This is a genomic window from Halomonas sp. Ps84H-12 (genome assembly GCF_024124725.1).
GTDB classification, from domain to species: domain Bacteria; phylum Pseudomonadota; class Gammaproteobacteria; order Pseudomonadales; family Halomonadaceae; genus Vreelandella; species Vreelandella aquamarina.
Genome location: NZ_JAMXSJ010000005.1, coordinates 60318 through 78500, shown reverse-complemented (window position 1 = coordinate 78500; position 18183 = coordinate 60318). Strand labels below are relative to the sequence as shown.

The window sequence follows — 18183 nt, the reverse complement described above, 5'->3', positions numbered from 1 at the left end:
CAAGCTTAGCGTGCCCGCGGCGTTGCTTGCGGCAGTGGCATGGCCAGTAACTCAGCTACCGTGAAGAATGAGCCGGTGGCCAGCACGCGGTCATCTGGGGCTAGCTGCTTGGCAAGCTTGGCAACCCCCGCTGCGGGGGAGTCGGCGCAATAATACACGTGTCCGCCCAGCGACGTAATATGTTTGGCTAACTCGTCTGCAGAACGGCCACGCTCACCTTCAAGGGTAACGCACACCCAGTCCGTGATACTTGGCAAAAGCGCCTGAATCACACCGTCAGCATCTTTGTCGTTAAGCATACCAATCAACGCCCACTGACGACCCCCTTTGGGTGGTGCTGGCAAACGGCGGGCCACGTAGTGTGCCGCATGAGGGTTATGCCCTACGTCCAAACACCACTGCCCTACCCACTGCATTCGCCCGGAGAGCGTTACCGTACGCAGCGCTTTGCGCACCGTGTTTAACTGCAAAGTGACACCCGCTAAGGCCAGCGCTTGAAGCGCCGTGGCGGCATTATCAATTGGCAATCCAGGGTCTGGTAAACCATCCAGCGAAAGTGTACTGCCATCGGCAGTAAGGCCATGCCAGCACCAGGGGTTGCCTACCGTCTCACCAGCACTATGACTGAAGGCGGTGCCTAGTGCGTAGCTATGGGCTGCTATCGCTATTGCTGATTCCAACACGCTTGGCGGAAGCGACTGGCTACCTAGCACAGCGGGTTTTAGCGGGCGAAAAATACCCGCCTTTTCTCGCCCGATCTGTTCAAGATCGTTGCCTAGAAAATTCGCGTGATCAAGCGCAATCGTGGTCACGATAGCCACGTCCGCGTCAATAATATTCACCGCGTCTAAACGGCCGCCCAGCCCCACTTCCAGAATCGCAATATCCAATGTGGCATTAGCCAAGCACCACAGCGCACACAACGTGCCAGCTTCGAAATACGTGAGGCTAATTGAAGGCTCTTGTAAACGGGCGTTTTCTACTTGCTGAAAGCCTTCCACCAAACGCTGGTCGCTGGCTTCCCGGCCATCCACCGTCACGCGTTCGTTGTAACGCAGCAAGTGCGGAGAGGTATAAGTGCCCGCCCGCAACCCGTGGGCACGAGCGACAGCATCTATCATGGCAAGGGTAGACCCCTTGCCATTGGTACCTGCTACCGTGATGACCTGTTTCGCGATGGGGCGCTCTAGCAACCCCATACGCTTGGCCACCAGAGAAACACGCTCCAGCCCCATATCGATCCCTACGGGATGCAGGGTTTCAAGGTGATGAAGCCATTCGGCTAAGGTATTAGGCATTGCGTGAAGCGTCATCGCTCGTCGCGTGACGAGAATCCGCTTGAGCAGATGTCTCTGCCGCTTCCGCTAGCTGCTCTTCATTGGCCACCGGCTCAACCACCTCAGCTTCGGGCAGATCACCTTCAGCAGGGTTAGCACTTTGATGTGTCAGCTTACGCAGCACGCCACCCACGCGGGCACGCATATCGTGGCGGTGAACAATCATGTCCACCGTGCCGTGCTCTAGCAGGAACTCACTGCGCTGGAAACCTTCCGGCAGCGTTTCACGCACGGTTTGCTCAATAACACGGGGACCAGCAAAACCAATTAGCGCGTTGGGCTCGGCAATATTTAGGTCGCCCAACATCGCCAAGGAAGCCGAAACACCACCAAACACGGGGTCAGTCAGCACCGAAATATAGGGCACGCCCGCCTGCTTGAGTTTCTCAAGGGCCGCTGAGGTTTTCGCCATCTGCATCAGCGAGAACAGCGCTTCCTGCATACGCGCACCACCCGAGGCAGCAAAGCAGACCAACGGAATGCCCTCTTCCAGAGCGATGGTGGCGGCACGTACAAATTTCTCACCCACCACAGCGCCCATAGAACCACCCATAAAGGTGAACTCAAACGCCACAGCAACGATCGGCAGGCCATCCAGCTCGCCGCGCATCGCCACCAGCGCGTCTTTCTCGCCAGTCTCTTTTTGCGCTGCGGTCAGGCGGTCTTTGTACTTCTTGGAGTCGCGGAATTTGAGGCGATCATTCGGCTCAATCTCTGCCGCGATCTCTTCGCGCCCCTGTTTATCCAGGAACCAGTCCAAGCGTTTGCGCGCCGTTAAGCGTAAATGATGCTCACACTTGGGGCATACGCTGTGATGTTTCTCTAATTCAGGCAGGTAGAGAACGGCTTCACACTTGGGACATTTACGCCAGAGACCATCGGGCACGCTGGCACGACGGTCTTTACGCTGGATACGCCCCATGGAGGGCACGATCTTGTCTAACCAGCTCATATCAAAAAGGCTTCCGTGTACGTCAAGGCTTGGCAGCGCCAAGCCTGATGAGTGTCGTCAATCAATTCAGTGTAGACGATGAGGGAACGCGCTTAGGCGTCCATCGCGGTGCGCATTTCTGCCAGCACGCTTTTTAACTGCCCGGCGATCGTTTCAGGCGCATCGACGCTATCGGCAATACGGTTAACCAGTGCACTGCCCACAATCACGCCGTCGGCAACTTTTGCCACTTCGGCAGCCGTCACACCATCGCGAATACCAAAACCAACGCAAAGCGGTAAATCGGTCATATCACGCAGTGGCGCAAGGTGCTCGGCAACGTCTTCAGCGTTCAGCGTTGCCGCACCGGTGACACCTTTTAGCGAAACATAGTAAAGGTAGCCCTCACCGTGGGCGCATATTGTAGCGGCACGGGCATGGGAAGTGGTAGGCGCAACGAGGAAAATCGCTGCCAAGCCACGTGCCTTCAGCAGCGGGCCGAACTCATCGGCTTCTTCTGGTGGCATATCAACTACCAGCACGCCATCCACCCCAACACTCGCGGCTTTATCGGCAAACACCTCGTAGCCGATGCGCTCGATAGGGTTGAGATAGCCCATCAAGACGATGGGCGTCGTGGTGTCGGTTTGGCGAAACTCGGCCACCATTTCCAGCAGGTCCACCAAGCGAGTGCCCTGCTTCAGCGCCCGCTCACAGGCTTTCTGGATCACCGGGCCATCGGCCATGGGATCTGAAAACGGCACGCCAAGCTCAATCACATCAGCGCCCGCGTCTACCAAGGCATGCATAAAGCCAACGGTATACTGCGGTGCCGGGTCGCCTGCGGTGATGTAAGGGATCAGGGCTTTACGCCCCTGCTGCTTTAACTCTGAAAAACGCTGGTCAATACGATTCATGCTAGCCCTTAAAACTCGATGCCGTCGATTTTCGCAACGGTCATGATGTCTTTATCACCACGACCCGAGAGGTTCACCACAATATGCTGATCCGGGCGCATGGTAGGAGCCAGCACCTTGGCATGGGCCAACGCATGGGCAGACTCCAAGGCGGGCATAATGCCCTCCATGTGGGTCAGCTCACGGAAGGCTTCCAGCACCTCTTTATCGTTCGCGGCTACATAGTTAACCCGGCCCACGTCTTTCCACAGCGCGTGTTCGGGGCCAACGCCGGGGTAATCCAGGCCTGCAGAAATCGAGTGCGTATCCGACACCTGCCCCGCCTCATCCGACATCAGGTAAGTTCGGTTGCCGTGCAGCACGCCACGCGGCGCGTTAGATGAGAGCGGTGCGGCGTGACGGCCTGTCTCTACCCCATCGCCACCGGCTTCTACGCCGTACATGGCCACTGCATCATCCTCTACAAACGGATAGAAGAGACCCAGCGCGTTGGAGCCACCGCCCACGCAGGCGACCAGCGCATCGGGTAAATGGCCGATTTGCTCTAGTGACTGGCGACGGGCTTCGCGGCCCACCACGGCATTGAAATCACGCACCAGCTGCGGATATGGGTGCGGGCCCGCCACGGTACCGATGATATAGAAGGTATTATCCACGTTCGTTACCCAGTCGCGCAGGGCTTCGTTCATGGCGTCTTTGAGCGTACGGGTGCCAGACTCCACCGGGATAACCCGGGCACCCAGCAGACGCATGCGGTAAACGTTGAGCTTCTGGCGCTGCACATCGGCAGCCCCCATATAGACATCGCACTCAAGGCCCAAGCGGGCGGCTACGGTGGCCGTGGCAACGCCGTGCTGGCCAGCACCGGTTTCAGCAATCACGCGCGGCTTGCCGGTCTTTTTCGCCAACAGCGCCTGACCAATGGTGTTATTAACCTTATGAGCGCCCGTGTGGTTGAGGTCTTCCCGCTTCAGCCAGATTTGCGCGCCGCCTAACGACTCTGACCAGCGCTTGGCGTGATACAGCGGAGAAGGACGGCCAACGTAGTGAGCCAGGTCACGATCAAACTCGGCCTGAAAATCCGGATCATCACGCAAACTCAGATAAATCTGCTCCAACTCTTCCAGCGCAAAGCTTAAGGTTTCTGACACAAACCGGCCGCCGTAGGGGCCAAAATGACCACGGGCATCCGGCATTCGGGTCAGGTCGCTGAACTTGGTTTCAGTTGCTGAGACAGTCACAGGCATACCTCACAGGATCGCCAGAAAAGGCAAAAATGAATGAACAAACGTCTAGCGCGCCCACGTTCGCGGTGAGCCACGCATCGTAATTCTGAATGCACGCAGGTGGTAACGCTTAATGCGTATTGGCCTGCGCCACATGACGAACAAAAGCGGCCATTAACTCGGCCTCTTTAACACCGGGGGATGCCTCAATACCGCCTGAAACATCAACCGCATACGGCGCTACCTGAGTTACCGCGGCGGCAATATTATTGGCTGTTAGCCCACCCGCGAGGATAACAGGTTTTTCCAAGGTTGCGGGGATTCTAGACCAATCAAAGGTCTCGCCAGTTCCACCCGGCACGCCCGGACGGTAGGCATCTAACAGCAGCGCTTGCGCCGCCGCGTACTCTTTTGCCGCCTCGTGCAGGTCGATGTCATCGCGCATGCGCAGCGCTTTAATCCAGGGTCGCCCAAACTGTTGGCAAAACGCCGCCGACTCATCGCCGTGGAACTGAATAAGATCTAAATGCGGCAGACACTGCTCAATCAGATCGGCAGGCTGGTTCACAAATAGCCCCACACGGGTCACAAACGCAGGCACCTGTGCGGCAAGTACCCGCAGAGCCTCAGGGGTAATGCTGCGGCTACTTTTAGGCCACATCACAAAACCTAGCGCATCGACACCCAATGCCACCGCTTTGGCAATATCTTCCGGGCGAGTGAGCCCACAAAATTTGATACGCGTGCGTGCCATTAGCTGGCTCATGAGGAAGTCTCCTGCTGCTCAGGTTTCGCTTGCTTGGAGAACGTCAGCCGTCGTCTTGCGGCCACCCGAGGGCTTTCCGGCAATACGCGCTCTCCGGTCCACTCCCCAGTAAAGGCGAGTAGATTCGGGCCTAGCGGCTCTTTGGGTAGCTCGAAACGCTCATCGTAGATGGAGTCGACGAAATGCAGGCCGCAGGCAGGCGCCGTGACATCGCCCTTCTGGCGATTTTTCATCGCCAGCAGGCGCTCAATATGCCCTTCGTCCTGCGCCCCCCGGCCAACGCTGGCCAGCGCTCCGGCAATGTTACGGATCATGTGGTGCAAAAAGGCGTTGCCTTGAATATCGATGACCACCAGTGGACCGTGACGCTTCACTTCCACAAAGTGCATTTGCCGCCAGGGGGTTTTCGACTGACAACCGGCGGCGCGAAAACTACTGAAGTCATGCTCGCCAACCAACGCCTGGGCAGCACGGTGCATGGCATCGGCATCCAGCGGGTCACGGCACCAGGTCACGTTAGCGCGCTCTAACACCGGGCGGCTAATTTGGTTCAAGAAAATATAGCGGTAACGGCGCGCCAGCGCGCCAAGGCGCGAATGAAAATCGTCGGACACCGTTTTCACCCAACGCACCGCCACGTCTCGGGGCAGATTGGTATTCGCGCCAAAGATCCAGGCCTTTTCGGTGCGCTGTACCGGCGGGTCGAAGTGAATCACTTGGCGAGTGGCGTGTACGCCTGAATCTGTGCGCCCACTGGCATGGATACGCACCGGCGCGCCAGCCACCTTGGCTAACGCATCCTCGATGGCCTGCTGGACAGAGGCCGCATGCTTTAAACGCTGGAAGCCGCAAAAGCGTGAGCCATCGTACTCAACGCCCATCGCCAAACGGCCAGCCAGCGGTTGTGTCTCATCAAAGTGGTAGAACAGCGTCATCGAGCCACGTCATTTAGAGGATTTTGAAGGTTAGCTATTATCCCGACGTCGCGGCTCGAATGCCACCTCTTCGATTTCCCACTCATCTTCAGGCACTCGCCGCGTGTGATTCGCGCTCTTAGACGGGGTCGTCGTGCCACTGTTCAGCCCATCGTTATACGCACCCTCCTCACCCGTTTCCTCTTGTTTTAGCGATGGAGGGTTATAGTCAATGTAGTAATCCAGGGGCTGAGAGCGCTGATCCTCATCAGGCAGCGACACCTCGTCCTCCACGCCCTCCTTCGGGCTTTCCTGCTCATCGGCATCGGATAAATCATCGAGCGCACTGGCTTCCTGTTTCGCCGTCGAAGGCGCTAGCGATACCTGATCTTGGCTATCCGGTTTATGCTGCTGACGCTGTGCCGCTAATCCCGATGCTTGGCTGCGTGTAAACACGTCATCGTCGTCCGCTTCCCACTCTTTTGGTGCTTCGCTGTCACTAACCGTTGGCGGCTCCTCATTTGGCGCTGCCATGCCGGGCTTCATTACCGGCGCTTCATCAAACGCTGCGGTCTCCAGCTCTGGCTCAGCAGCCTGTGATTCAAAAGGGGCAGCACGGGCAGGCTCCGCGACATGCGGCTCCGTGCGCCCTGAGGCTGTCGCAGCAGACGCGGGCGGAGGCGTTACGGAACGTTCGGTTACCGGTGCATCTTCCCACTGACGCTCTCGGCGCTTGCGCGACCAGACCAACCCTGCCAACAACAGCACGAGGGCAGCACTGGCTAGCGGCCACCGATACTCAGCCAGCGGCGCTAACACACTCCCCTGATTGGCAGTAGGTTCAGGTGAAGCGCCCTGGCCTTGCTCACGCCCTGCACCTACCGCCCCCCCCGTTGCGACGGCATTAGCCGCGCGGCTCTCCTGCTGAGAGGCATTCAGCGCCTCGGTTAACGCAGCAACCTCCTGGCGTAGCTCAGCCAGCTCTATACGCAGCTGGGCTCGCTCTGCAAGTACTTGTTGGAGCATGGCTTGGCTTTCGGCCAGCTGCTCTATGACGTCATCTAAAGTAAGGCCAGCCAGCGCACTTTCAGGATTTTGCGCCTGCTCAGCGTCAAGTGGCTCTGCCGCTGACTCCGCGACAGAAGCGCTATCACCGGTGGCCTGATCCGGCTCTTCCTGCGGGATTTCTGCCGCCGCTTCGGCAGGCGGCGATTGACTTGTCCGCCGCATTGCTTGTACCGCACGCGCTGCCTCACCGGGTGAGCGCGCCATCACCTGCTCCCGGCTCGGCACCGCCAACGTTTGGCCAGCGCGCAGGCTATTGATATTGCCAGAGGGAAAAACGCTCGGATTTGCATCCACCAGCGCCACTATCATCTGCTGTACGCTAGCATTATCGGGCTTAATCCGGTCGGCCACACTCCACAGCGTATCGCCACTTGCCACATAAGCGGTGTTATTCGCTGTGGAAGTGCTACCGCCGCTTGGCACGCCTGGGGCTGCAGAAGCGGCAGACTGGCGATTGGGTAGAGCAATTTTCTGCTGCTCATGCGATGGACTGCGTGCATTCACCATATTGGGCGGGTCAAACAGCAGCATAATCGCTTCCGTACGCCGCCCTTCAGGCGTAGTGATGGTGACCAAGAGATCCAACCATGGCTCGCTCACCGCTTGCTCAGAACGCAGCACCAACTGTGGGCCACCGGGCATATGCTGTAATTCAGCGCGCACGCTGGCGACCAGCGGCGTCCACTCTAAGCCCAGCGCGTTAAAGGCAGCTTCATTTGCTATTTCCACGCGTACATCGTCTAGCGCCACACCGGCGGCATCGACCAGCGGCACGGTGGCATCTAGCGGCGATTGCAGCGGAGAATTCACGGTGGCTTGCCCAAGCCCAACTGCTAAAGCCAACGGGCTAACAGCGCTCAGTGGCAACCACAACCACCATGCCAGCTTCTTTTTCATGTAGGGCCCCTACTGCCTGCGATTCACTGCCACGATGCAACACCTGCATTCTGTTGCGACTAGATAAGTTAGTTCGTTCTTATCATAGCGTATTTATCATGCCGTTATGTTCAACGCATACATTTGCATGAAGCCATGGATTAGAAACATAAGTCACGGCAAAAAAATGGGAAGCTGCGAACAGCTTCCCACTTTTAGCTAGCGATTAAACGCCGGTGTTTCGCGACCGCTTACTGCTCACGCAGAATTTTCAGCATGCGCTTGAGCGGCTCAGCAGCACCCCACAGCAGTTGGTCGCCAACGCTGAAGGCAGAGAGGTATTCACCGCCCATTTTCAGCTTACGCAGACGGCCTACCGGCACTTGCAGCGTGCCAGTGGCAGCTGCAGGCGTTAGGCCCGCAATGGTGGCATCTTTATCGTTGGGGATTAGCTTAACCCACTCGTTATGCTTGGCAATACGCTCTTCAATTTCATCCAGCGGCACATCTTGCTTCAGCTTGATGGTGAACGCCTGGCTGTGAGAGCGCATAGCACCGATACGTACGCAGAGGCCATCAATGGGAATCGGGTTGTTCTCAAGACCCAGAATCTTATTGGTCTCGACGCTACCCTTCCACTCTTCACGGCTCTGGCCGTTATCGAGCTTGGTGTCGATCCACGGCAACAAGCTGCCTGCCAACGGCGCAGCGAAGTTGTCAGTGGGGAAATCACCGCTACGCATGGCTGCCGTCACTTTGCGGTCGATGTCCAGAATCGCGCTTGCCGGGTCGGCCAATTCGCTGGCCACGCTATCACGCAGGTGGCCCATCTGGTTGAGCAGCTCGCGCATGTGCTTGGCACCGGAGCCAGACGCCGCTTGGTAGGTCATGGAGGTCATCCACTCGACCATATCGGCTTCAAACAGGCCGCCTAAGCCCATCAGCATCAAGCTAACGGTGCAGTTGCCACCCACGAAGGTTTTGGCACCTTTCGCCAGCTGCGCATCGATGACCTTGCGGTTCACCGGGTCGAGGATGATGGTGGCTTCGTCTTCCATCCGCAGGGTGCTGGCGGCATCGATCCAGTAGCCTTGCCAACCGCCGCTGCGCAGGTCGCCGTAGACCTTCTTGGTGTAGTCACCGCCCTGACAGGTGATGATCACGTCCAGCGCTTTCAGGTCATCCAGTGCAAACGCATCTTTCAGCGGAGGCACGTCCACGCCGATGTCGGGGCCGGGTTGGCCAACTTGAGAAGTGGTGAAAAAGATCGGCTCAATGCCGTTAAAATCACCATCTTCCTGCATGCGCTGCATCAGCACCGAGCCAACCATGCCACGCCATCCCACGAAACCGACTTTCAACATGTGAAGTCCTCCAACTAAGAATGAGACCTATATTATACACACATATCAGACACGACGTCGGCCACCCCTGAGGGCGGCCGACGCGGTCTGTTTACAAAGCAACAAGGCGAATCAGTTAGTTAGCAAGCTCGCTTTATGCTTGATAATGCTCGAACGCCGCGAGTACGGCGTCCCCCATCTCAACCGTCGAGACGCGCTTCATGCCTTCAGAGGCGATATCGGCGGTGCGCAAGCCATCGTCCAACACGCTACCCACGGCGGCTTCGATACGCTCAGCCATCGCCGTTTCATTGAGCGAGTAACGCAGCATCATCGCCACGGAGAGCATCATAGCCAGCGGGTTGGCGATGTTTTGGCCCGCGATATCCGGCGCGCTGCCATGGCAAGGTTCGTACATGCCCTGACCGCTCTCGTTGAGCGAGGCAGACGGCAGCATGCCAATGGAGCCGGTCAGCATGGCGGCGGCATCGGAGAGAATGTCACCAAACATGTTGCCGGTTACCACCACATCGAACTGCTTCGGCGCGCGCACCAGCTGCATGGCAGCGTTGTCCACGTACATGTGGGACAGCTCGACATCCGGGTATTCCGGCGCCAGCCGCTCCATGACCTCACGCCACAGAATAGTGACTTCCAGCACATTGGCTTTATCTACTGAGCAGAGCTTTTTGCCCCGCTTCTGGGCCATCTCGAAGGCGACACGACCAATACGCTCGATTTCGCTTTCAGAGTAGATATAGGTGTTGAAACCAACGCGCTCACCGTTACGCTCTTCGATACCGCGCGGCTGCCCGAAGTATATGCCTCCGGTCAGTTCCCGCACGATCATGATATCCAAGCCCGCCACCAACTCCGGCTTTAGGCTGGAAGCGCTGGCTAGCTGCGGGTAGAGCATGGCCGGGCGAAGGTTGCCGAACAGACCGAGATTCTTACGCAGCCCCAGCAGGCCTTTTTCAGGGCGCTTGGAGAGGTCTTCGAGTTTATCCCACTTGGGGCCACCCACCGCACCCAGCAGAATGGCGCTGGCGGCTTTGGCTTTTTCCAGTGTTTCAGCGGGCAGCGGCTCGCCGTGGACATCGTAAGCGGAACCGCCCACCAAGCCCTCTTCTACCTCGATATCCAAGCCCGCCTCTTGGCAGGCTTTCAACAACCGCGCCGCCTGAGCCGCGATTTCCGGGCCGATACCATCACCGGGCAGCAGTAACACTTTATGAGTCATGCTCAATCCTTAGCACTGATAATTTAGATATTCATAGCCCATGGCAACTCTCTGCGAGGGCGCTGTGAACCCCTCCCTGGGCGCTACTTTTGCCATCCATGGCAAAAGACCCTCGCATAGACTTGCCCTTGCCATTACTCGGTGAGTGGACGCTAAGCTGGCTGGCGGAACAGCCACGGGCGCTGCTGGCGATGCTTCTCTTCAAAGCTACGAATAGCGTCTTCGTCTTGCAGGGTGATGCCAATATCGTCCAAGCCATTCAGCAGGCAGTGCTTGCGGAATGCATCTACCTCAAACTCCAGAATCTCACACCCTGGGGTAATCACCCGCTGATGCTCCAGATCCACATCGAGCTGATAGCCTTCGTTGGCGTCCACTTCCGCAAATAAGCGGTCGACCTCCTCTTCCTCCAGCGTGATCAGCAGAATGCCGTTTTTAAACGCGTTGTTGTAGAAAATATCGGCAAAGCTAGGGGCAATCACCACCTTGAAGCCGAAATCTTCCAGCGCCCAAGGGGCGTGCTCGCGGGAACTACCGCAACCAAAGTTACGCCGCGCCAGCAGCACTTCAGCTCCTTGGTAGCGCGGTTGGTTCAAAACGAAATCGGGGTTCAGCGGGCGCTTGGAGCAATCCTGGCCCGGCTGGCCTTCATCCAAATAACGCAGCTCGTCAAACAGGTTGACGCCAAAGCCGGTGCGCTTGATGGACTTCAAAAACTGCTTGGGAATGATCAGGTCGGTGTCGACATTAGCGCGATCTAGAGGCGCGACGATGCCTTCAAAACGTTCGAACTTTTTCATGGCTTAGGCCTCCTGCGCGTGTGTGGCGTCGTTAGCGGGTAAGGTGCGTACATCGACAAAGTGACCGGCAATCGCCGCTGCCGCTGCCATGGCAGGGCTGACCAAGTGAGTACGGCCACCGTAGCCCTGGCGACCCTCGAAGTTACGGTTAGAGGTAGACGCACAATGCTCGCCTGCGCCTAGCTTGTCGGCGTTCATGGCCAAACACATGGAGCAGCCCGGCTCGCGCCATTCAAAGCCCGCCTCAATGAAGATTTTGTCCAGGCCTTCCGCTTCCGCTTGGCGCTTCACCAAGCCAGAACCCGGCACCACCATGGCCAGCTTGATGGAATCGGCCACTTTGTTGCCCTTCGCCACTTTTGCCGCTTCACGCAGGTCTTCAATACGCGAGTTAGTACAGGAGCCGATAAAGACTTTATCCAACTTGATATCGGTGATCTTCTGATTCGCCTGCAAGCCCATGTACTCCAACGCGCGGGCGTGGCTGCGCTGAACGGTTTCGTCATCGGCGGCTTGCGGGTCGGGTACTTGGCCTGAAATACCGGTGACCATTTCCGGGCTGGTGCCCCAGCTCACCTGCGGTTCGATCTCTTCGGCTTTCAGCGTCACCACTTTATCGAAGTGGGCGTCTGCATCCGACACCAGGTTGCGCCAATCGGCTACGGCGGCTTCCCACTGCTCGGCGGTGGGCGCAAAGGGGCGCTCAGCGAGGTAGTCGATGGTGGTATCGTCCACGGCGATCAGGCCCACGCGAGCACCCGCTTCAATCGCCATGTTGCACACCGTCATGCGGCCTTCCATGGAGAGCGACTCGATGGCACTGCCAGCGAACTCGATGGCGTAGCCTGTGCCGCCTGCGGTGCCAATCTTGCCGATAATCGCCAGCACTACGTCTTTTGCGGTCACACCCAGGCCCAGCTCGCCTTCGACGCGCACCTGCATGTTTTTCATCTTTTGCGCCAGCAGGCACTGAGTGGCTAATACATGCTCCACTTCTGACGTACCAATACCGTGAGCCAAGGCACCAAATGCGCCGTGGGTGGCGGTGTGGGAGTCGCCGCATACCACGGTCATACCGGGCAATGTAGCGCCCTGCTCGGGGCCTACCACGTGCACGATACCCTGGCGTGGGTCGTTGATTTTGAACTCTTCGATGCCGTACTCGACGCAGTTATCGTCCAGGGTTTGCACCTGAATAAGCGACACAGGGTCTTTAATACCGCTGTTACCTTCGGCGCGCTCTTTCACCGTGGTGGGCACGTTGTGGTCCGGCGTTGCCAGGTTGGCATCCAAACGCCAGGGCTTACGGTTGGCCAAACGCAGGCCTTCAAACGCCTGGGGCGAGGTCACTTCGTGGAGCAACTGGCGGTCGATGTAGATCAGCGCCGTACCATCATCGCGCTGTTTCACCAAGTGCTGGTTCCAGAGTTTGTCGTAAAGGGTTTGACCTGACATGTGGCTCTCCTGGGCGGTGCCCTGCTAGTTCGGTGTGGCAGCCTCTATGTGCTGCTTAAATTGCGATGAACTGGAGTGTTACGCGACTCGCGCATAAAAGCAATTCATGTTATTCATACTTTAGATTCCAAATAGGAATAGATGACCAGGAGCCGCTGTGGATACCCAAAGCCTGCAAGCCTTTCTCGCCGTGGCGGAAACCCAGAGCTTCTCCCGCGCTGCCGAGCAGCTCCATCTCACGCAGCCCGCCGTCAGCAAGCGCATCGCCACACTGGAAGACCTGCTGGGCACTCGGCTTTTCGACCGCATTGGACGGCGCATCGCACTCACCGAGGCGGGTAACGTGCTGCTACCCAAAGCCCAGCGCATTCTGTTTACCGTGGAAGACAGCCGCCGCGCGCTGGCGAATCTCTCTGGCCAAGTGGGCGGCAAACTGACGCTCGCCACCAGCCACCATATTGGTTTGCACCGGCTGCCGCCGCTATTAAAGCAGTACACCCAGCGCCACCCAGAAGTCGCGTTAGACCTGCACTTTTTAGATTCCGAACTGGCCTACCAGGGCGTAATGGATGGCACGCTGGAAATGGCCATTGTGACGCTCGCCCCTCACCCCGTTGAACAACTGCAGGTAGTCGAGCTTTGGCGAGACCGGCTGTGTTTTGTCTGCGCCAAAGACCACCCGCTGGCCCAACGCAGCCGTGCTGATGACAAGCCCCTGAGCTTGGCGGAACTGTGTGAAGTGAACTGCATATTGCCGGGAGCCAAAACCTTTACCCGCACGCTGATTGGCCAGCGCTTTGAAGAAGCAGGTCTTAACCTGCCCGTGAGCATGTCCACCAACTACCTTGAAACGCTCAAAATGATGTGTGGCGTTGGATTAGGGTGGAGCCTGTTACCCGAAAAAATGCTCGACAGCGAGCTAGTAGCGCTACCCGTAGACACCGCGCCCATCCATCGTCCGTTGGGCTATCTAGTACATAACAACCGCACGCTCTCTAATGCTGCCCGCAAAATGATTGAGCAATTGGAAGCAAATTGCGAAACATAAAGTTACAAAAAGCTTACCTTCAGGAACCGCTGATCAATTCGTCTCTAAGCGGCTGAAACGCTCATAATGGCACTTTCACTGCATCAGCGGTCGCTTTCTGACCAGCGAAGGTGGTCTGTTTCCCCTGCCAGCCGGATTAGCCGGCTGGCAGGGCAGATGACAGCTGTGGCGGGATGCGTGCAGCGCTTCCCTTCGCTTAGCCTCCCCACACCGAACACGGTAAGCTTGGCGGCACTCTCGTTGCTGAAGATGCTTTACCCATGACAACCCACTGGATTCTTGGCCCTGGGGCCATTGGCCGTTTATTGGCGCACTCGCTGGCCCCGTTTGTGGAGGTGGCGGTGATTGGCCGCCGTGAATTGCCTACGCGGCAGGTGCTCACCACGCCAGAAGGCGAAGCGCGTGATCAGTACTTAACCTCACTCGCCGCTAAACAGTTGGTGGCTAATGCCCCTAAGCCGCCTGCGTTTGTGCATATCACTACCAAAGCGATGGCTGCCGAGGCGGCGCTTTCGAGTATTGCCAGCCTGCTGCCCCCCTCTACCCCGCTGGTGCTGTGGCAGAACGGTTTTTATGCCCAGCCACGCATTACCCAAACGTGGCCTGGGCCGGTGCTGTGCGCTACCACTACTCAGGGGGCCTACTTAACCGGGGATGATGGCGTGGTACACGCAGGCCGTGGGCCAACGTTTATCGGGGATTTGGATAACCAGCACGCAGGACTAGCGGAATCTTTAGCGACGCTGTTGAGTGAGGCTGGCTTTACTGCTTCGGCGGTGGGCGATATTCGTAGCCGCTTATGGCAGAAGTTAGCGGTGAATGCGGCGATTAACCCGTTGGTAGCGCTTAATGGCGTGCGTAATGGTGAGCTTCGTGGTGATGCCTACTCGGGCCGCGTGGTTGCCGTGGTGAAGGAAGTGGCGGAGATTTTAGCGAAGGAAGAGGTTGCCCCGCCGAATGGTGGTGAAGGTGACGCCGTGTGGCTAGCGTTAGTGTGGCAGGTGGTGGAGTACACGGCGAATAATAAAGCCTCTATGTTGCAGGATGTGGAGGCGAGGCGGCTTACCGAACGCGGGGCGATTTTGGGGCCATTGATTGAGAGCGCTGAGCGGCATGGGTTGGGGTGTGAGGTGTTAAAGGGGTTAGATCAGGAGTTGGCATTATTGGAGGCTGGGTTTTAGGTGGGCTTGGGTGGCTGAATCGTCGCGCGCTGAAGCGCCCTCCCACAGGCGCTCTCACAAGCACTAAAGTTGAGTATTGTTATAACGCACGATGGGTAGGTTGAGTATGTCGATAACAGCCCAGTGGCGGCTTTGCTGCCCTTCGAGGGTGCCTCGCGTGGCTCATTACGCCGCGCTACGGGATGATTACCCCTGTTCAACGACGAAGATACACGCCGAGCTCAAAATGAATTTTTAGGTGACGGGAATCATCACTACTTTGCGGTAGGCGGGGCGTTCGGCGAGCTGCTCTACCCAGCGCTGTAGATGCGGGCGGGGCTGCCAAGTAAGGCCGCTGTTTAAGAGATTGTAGGTGAACGGGGCGATGGCGATATCGCCAAGGCCGAATTCATCACCAGAGAACCAGGACTGCTGGCTTAACGCGGCGTCTAGCTGGGCGAAGAGTTTTTCGCAGGTGGCGATGGCGGGGTCTAGCAGTGTGCTATCGCACTGCTCCGGCGGGGTGCGTACATAGCCCATCAAAATGGTGCGGTGGGCGGGGGTTAGCAAGCTGCTAGACCAATCCATCCACTTTTCCATTTGCGCCCTTTTGGCGGGGCTTTCAATCCATAAATGGTTGGGGCCGTACTGAGCCGCTAGGTAGCGGATGATGGTGTTGGACTCCCACAGCACGCTTTGGGTGGCGTCATCTTTAAGCAGCGGCACCAAACCGTTGGGGTTCATGGCGAGGTATTCCGGCGTGTCGTTTACGCCGTGTTGCAGGCCTGCCATGATCTGCTCGAACGGTAGTTCCAGTTCTTCCAGTGCCCAGAGCACTTTTTTGACGTTAGTTGAGTTGTTGCGGCCCCAAAGCGTAATCATGGCAATCCTTGTTGTTGGTTAGTTTTGTGGCGCGACCAGGGCGGCGTTGCCGCCCTTCGCGGGTGCCTCGCGCTGCTCGTTACCACGCGCTACGCCACCCCCTCACGATTTACCACTTACCACTCACTACTCACTCTTATCCTGATACAACTTGAGCAGGCTGGAGAAGTCGAGTTTGCCGTTGCCGCCTGCTTTGTGCAGGGTGAACAACGAACGGGCGGCGGAGCCCATGGGCACGGGGGATGCGCATTGCTGGCTCACGTCCATGGCGAGGCCTAAGTCTTTGATCATTAGATCCACCTGGAAGCCGCCCTGGTAGCCTTTCGAGGCGGGGGCGTTCTCCATCACCCCTGGGTAGGGGTTGTAGACGTTCAGCGCCCAGTTGCCGCCGGAGCTTTGCTTCATGATTTCCGAAAGCACGGCGGGGTCTAGGCCGTTTTTGACGCCCATGTTGATCGCTTCGCAGGTGCCCGCCATCAGAATCGAGAGCAGCATGTTATTGCACACTTTGGCGACCTGCCCCGCGCCGTGGTCGCCTGCGTGGAAGATGTTTTTACCCATGGCTTGCAGCACTGGCTGCGCCTGGGCGAACTGAGCCTCCGAGCCGCCGACGATAAAGGTCAGCGCGCCCGCCTGGGCACCGCCCACCCCACCGGAAACCGGTGCATCTACAAAGCCAATGCCCTTTTCAACGCCAGCAGCGGCTACTTGACGGGCGGTATCGGCATCAATGGTGGAGCAATCAATCACCAGCGCGCTGGGTTTAATTACTTCAAACAGCGGCGCGTCACCATCCACGTAAAGCCCGCGCACGTGCTTGCCTGCGGGCAGCATGGAAATAATGAAATCGGCGTCGGTAGCGGCCTCTGTGGCGGTGGCGGCAACGTCGCAGCCTTGGGATTTCGCGGTTTCCAGCGCTTGGGCGGAAAGGTCGAAAGCGCGCACGATAAAACCTGCTTTCGCCAGGTTGGCAGCCATCGGGCCGCCCATATTGCCTAAACCAATAAACGCAACGGTAGTCATCTTTTTGTCCTTATTAGCGTGTTGTAGAGAGTGCGGTGTGCGTTATTTAAGATCTGCCAGCGGGCTGGTGTCCCATGCGGGTGCCAGCAGCTCGTCTATAAAGGAAGGCTCGACCGAGGCCACGTCTGGGTAGGTCCAGCTTGGCTGGCCGTCTTTATCCACCAGCAGCGCGCGCACGCCTTCGGGGAACTCCCGGTGGCGGCAGCACTGCACAGAGAGCGAAAGCTCAAACTGAAACACTTCCGCCAGCGACATATGCTTGGCACGGGCGAGCTGCTCGTGAATCAATTTGACCGAAACGGGGCTGCCGTGGGCCAAGGTTTTTTGCGCTTTGCTGAACCACTTGTCGTCGGTCTCGACTGCCAACACAGCCTCAACCATCTGCTCGACGGTGTCGTGATCCATCAGCTCACGAATTAAAGATGACGACTTGTAAACTGGCGCTTCCATCTCCGCGAACACTTCTTGGGAGGCCTGTTCCAGCTCGCGCAGTACGTGATTCACCACGCCGTGGGCGTCGGTGTGTTCGCCTTCGCCCCAGCTGGCTGCTAGCAGCTTTTCGGCCAGCTCGTCGCGGTAGTGGCTGGCAATGGCGCGGTCGGCAAGGCCCAGGTGAACCGCATCCGGGGCGTTAATTTGCCCACCGGTCATGGCCAGAAACCGCCCGGCGCCGCCCGGTAGGCGGTTAAGGAACCAGCTCGCGCCTACATCCGGGTACAACCCAATGGTAACTTCTGGCATAGCCAACCGGGAGGTTTCCGTGACGATGCGGTGGCTGCTGCCGCTTAACAGGCCCATGCCGCCGCCCATCACGATGCCGTTGCCCCAGCAGATCACCGGTTTGGGGAAGGTGTGCAGCTGGTAATCCAGGCGGTACTCGTTCTCGAAGAAGCGCTCGGGGAAGTCCGCGGCACCTTCACCTTGAATGGCTTTGTAGAGGTTGACCACATCGCCACCGGCGCAGAAGGCTTTTTCGCCTGCGCTATCCAGCAGCACGGCTACGACCCGCTCGTCGCTTTGCCACTGGTTTAGGCGCGGCAGGATCTCTTCGATCATTTCCAGCGTGAGCGCATTTAAAGAGCGCTCGGCGTTCAGGGTAATCTCGCCAATCACGTGGCCATCTTGGGTGGTGTGCTCTTCAAACAGTACGCAACTCATGGTTTGTCCTTATATGCTCGGGGCTTGGTGATATGTGCC

The 18183-nt window shown here is 57.9% G+C and carries 16 protein-coding genes; 2 read left to right on the top strand and 14 right to left on the bottom strand.

Annotated elements, in window-relative coordinates; all coding sequences use genetic code 11:
• Positions 1–5: 5 nt before the first annotated feature.
• From folC to leuC, 11 genes are all read right to left on the bottom strand, one after another.
• Positions 6–1313: a bifunctional tetrahydrofolate synthase/dihydrofolate synthase gene (folC, locus tag NH344_RS03800; protein ID WP_240312619.1), complete on the bottom strand. Its 1308-nt coding sequence runs from the start codon at positions 1311–1313 to the stop codon at positions 6–8.
• Positions 1291–2289: an acetyl-CoA carboxylase, carboxyltransferase subunit beta gene (gene accD, locus NH344_RS03795; RefSeq protein ID WP_044628331.1), complete on the bottom strand. Its 999-nt coding sequence runs from the start codon at positions 2287–2289 to the stop codon at positions 1291–1293. Before accD ends, folC begins: the two co-directional genes overlap by 23 nt.
• Positions 2290–2381: 92 nt before the next feature.
• Positions 2382–3185, bottom strand: a complete 804-nt coding sequence (gene trpA, locus NH344_RS03790; RefSeq protein ID WP_054640833.1) for a tryptophan synthase subunit alpha — start codon at positions 3183–3185, stop codon at positions 2382–2384.
• Positions 3186–3193: 8 nt separating this feature from the next.
• Positions 3194–4432 (bottom strand): tryptophan synthase subunit beta, encoded by a 1239-nt coding sequence (gene trpB, locus NH344_RS03785; protein WP_253027563.1) that lies wholly within the window; start codon positions 4430–4432, stop codon positions 3194–3196.
• Positions 4433–4541: 109 nt separating this feature from the next.
• Complete coding sequence (locus NH344_RS03780) at positions 4542–5177, bottom strand: phosphoribosylanthranilate isomerase (RefSeq protein WP_253027562.1); 636 nt, start codon at positions 5175–5177, stop codon at positions 4542–4544.
• On the bottom strand, positions 5174–6112 hold the full coding sequence (gene truA, locus NH344_RS03775) for a tRNA pseudouridine(38-40) synthase TruA (protein ID WP_044628335.1): 939 nt from the start codon (positions 6110–6112) through the stop codon (positions 5174–5176). Before truA ends, NH344_RS03780 begins: the two co-directional genes overlap by 4 nt.
• A 30-nt stretch (positions 6113–6142) precedes the next feature.
• Entirely contained in the window at positions 6143–8056 is a 1914-nt protein-coding gene (locus tag NH344_RS03770; RefSeq protein ID WP_044628336.1) for a FimV/HubP family polar landmark protein, read from the bottom strand.
• Positions 8057–8286: 230 nt separating this feature from the next.
• Positions 8287–9399 (bottom strand): aspartate-semialdehyde dehydrogenase, encoded by a 1113-nt coding sequence (gene asd, locus NH344_RS03765; RefSeq protein ID WP_044628337.1) that lies wholly within the window; start codon positions 9397–9399, stop codon positions 8287–8289.
• A 133-nt stretch (positions 9400–9532) separates the two neighbouring features.
• On the bottom strand, positions 9533–10618 hold the full coding sequence (gene leuB / locus NH344_RS03760) for a 3-isopropylmalate dehydrogenase (RefSeq protein WP_044628338.1): 1086 nt from the start codon (positions 10616–10618) through the stop codon (positions 9533–9535).
• Positions 10619–10770: 152 nt separating this feature from the next.
• The gene (leuD, locus tag NH344_RS03755) at positions 10771–11418 is read right to left on the bottom strand and encodes a 3-isopropylmalate dehydratase small subunit (RefSeq protein WP_044628339.1); all 648 of its coding nucleotides are present in this window, start codon (positions 11416–11418) and stop codon (positions 10771–10773) included.
• Positions 11419–11421: 3 nt separating this feature from the next.
• A complete protein-coding gene (gene leuC / locus NH344_RS03750; protein WP_044628340.1) occupies positions 11422–12873 on the bottom strand; it encodes a 3-isopropylmalate dehydratase large subunit in 1452 nt (483 codons plus the stop codon).
• A gap of 157 nt (positions 12874–13030) precedes the next feature.
• Between leuC and NH344_RS03745 the strand changes: the two genes are divergently transcribed.
• Both NH344_RS03745 and NH344_RS03740 read left to right on the top strand, forming a co-directional pair.
• Positions 13031–13921, top strand: a complete 891-nt coding sequence (locus NH344_RS03745; protein WP_044628341.1) for a LysR family transcriptional regulator — start codon at positions 13031–13033, stop codon at positions 13919–13921.
• A 260-nt stretch (positions 13922–14181) separates the two neighbouring features.
• Entirely contained in the window at positions 14182–15102 is a 921-nt protein-coding gene (locus tag NH344_RS03740; protein WP_253027561.1) for a 2-dehydropantoate 2-reductase, read from the top strand.
• Positions 15103–15336: 234 nt separating this feature from the next.
• On the opposite strand, the gene NH344_RS03735 is transcribed toward NH344_RS03740, so the two are convergent.
• The 3 genes from NH344_RS03735 to NH344_RS03725 form a co-directional block, all read right to left on the bottom strand.
• Positions 15337–15963, bottom strand: a complete 627-nt coding sequence (locus NH344_RS03735) for a glutathione S-transferase family protein (RefSeq protein WP_253027560.1) — start codon at positions 15961–15963, stop codon at positions 15337–15339.
• Between the two features lie 126 nt (positions 15964–16089).
• On the bottom strand, positions 16090–16986 hold the full coding sequence (mmsB, locus tag NH344_RS03730) for a 3-hydroxyisobutyrate dehydrogenase (protein WP_062375088.1): 897 nt from the start codon (positions 16984–16986) through the stop codon (positions 16090–16092).
• Between the two features lie 42 nt (positions 16987–17028).
• The gene (locus tag NH344_RS03725) at positions 17029–18144 is read right to left on the bottom strand and encodes an enoyl-CoA hydratase/isomerase family protein (RefSeq protein WP_062375090.1); all 1116 of its coding nucleotides are present in this window, start codon (positions 18142–18144) and stop codon (positions 17029–17031) included.
• Positions 18145–18183: the final 39 nt, after the last annotated feature.

Coding starts and splice junctions, on each gene's coding strand:
- leuD (WP_044628339.1), bottom strand. CDS start 11,418: ATGAAAAAGTTCGAACGTTTTGAAGGCATCGTCGCGCCTCTAGATCGC.
- accD (WP_044628331.1), bottom strand. CDS start 2,289: ATGAGCTGGTTAGACAAGATCGTGCCCTCCATGGGGCGTATCCAGCGT.
- NH344_RS03770 (WP_044628336.1), bottom strand. CDS start 8,056: ATGAAAAAGAAGCTGGCATGGTGGTTGTGGTTGCCACTGAGCGCTGTT.
- NH344_RS03740 (WP_253027561.1), top strand. CDS start 14,182: ATGACAACCCACTGGATTCTTGGCCCTGGGGCCATTGGCCGTTTATTG.
- NH344_RS03780 (WP_253027562.1), bottom strand. CDS start 5,177: ATGAGCCAGCTAATGGCACGCACGCGTATCAAATTTTGTGGGCTCACT.
- NH344_RS03725 (WP_062375090.1), bottom strand. CDS start 18,144: ATGAGTTGCGTACTGTTTGAAGAGCACACCACCCAAGATGGCCACGTG.
- NH344_RS03735 (WP_253027560.1), bottom strand. CDS start 15,963: ATGATTACGCTTTGGGGCCGCAACAACTCAACTAACGTCAAAAAAGTG.
- asd (WP_044628337.1), bottom strand. CDS start 9,399: ATGTTGAAAGTCGGTTTCGTGGGATGGCGTGGCATGGTTGGCTCGGTG.
- leuC (WP_044628340.1), bottom strand. CDS start 12,873: ATGTCAGGTCAAACCCTTTACGACAAACTCTGGAACCAGCACTTGGTG.
- trpB (WP_253027563.1), bottom strand. CDS start 4,432: ATGCCTGTGACTGTCTCAGCAACTGAAACCAAGTTCAGCGACCTGACC.
- trpA (WP_054640833.1), bottom strand. CDS start 3,185: ATGAATCGTATTGACCAGCGTTTTTCAGAGTTAAAGCAGCAGGGGCGT.
- truA (WP_044628335.1), bottom strand. CDS start 6,112: ATGACGCTGTTCTACCACTTTGATGAGACACAACCGCTGGCTGGCCGT.
- folC (WP_240312619.1), bottom strand. CDS start 1,313: ATGACGCTTCACGCAATGCCTAATACCTTAGCCGAATGGCTTCATCAC.
- mmsB (WP_062375088.1), bottom strand. CDS start 16,986: ATGACTACCGTTGCGTTTATTGGTTTAGGCAATATGGGCGGCCCGATG.
- leuB (WP_044628338.1), bottom strand. CDS start 10,618: ATGACTCATAAAGTGTTACTGCTGCCCGGTGATGGTATCGGCCCGGAA.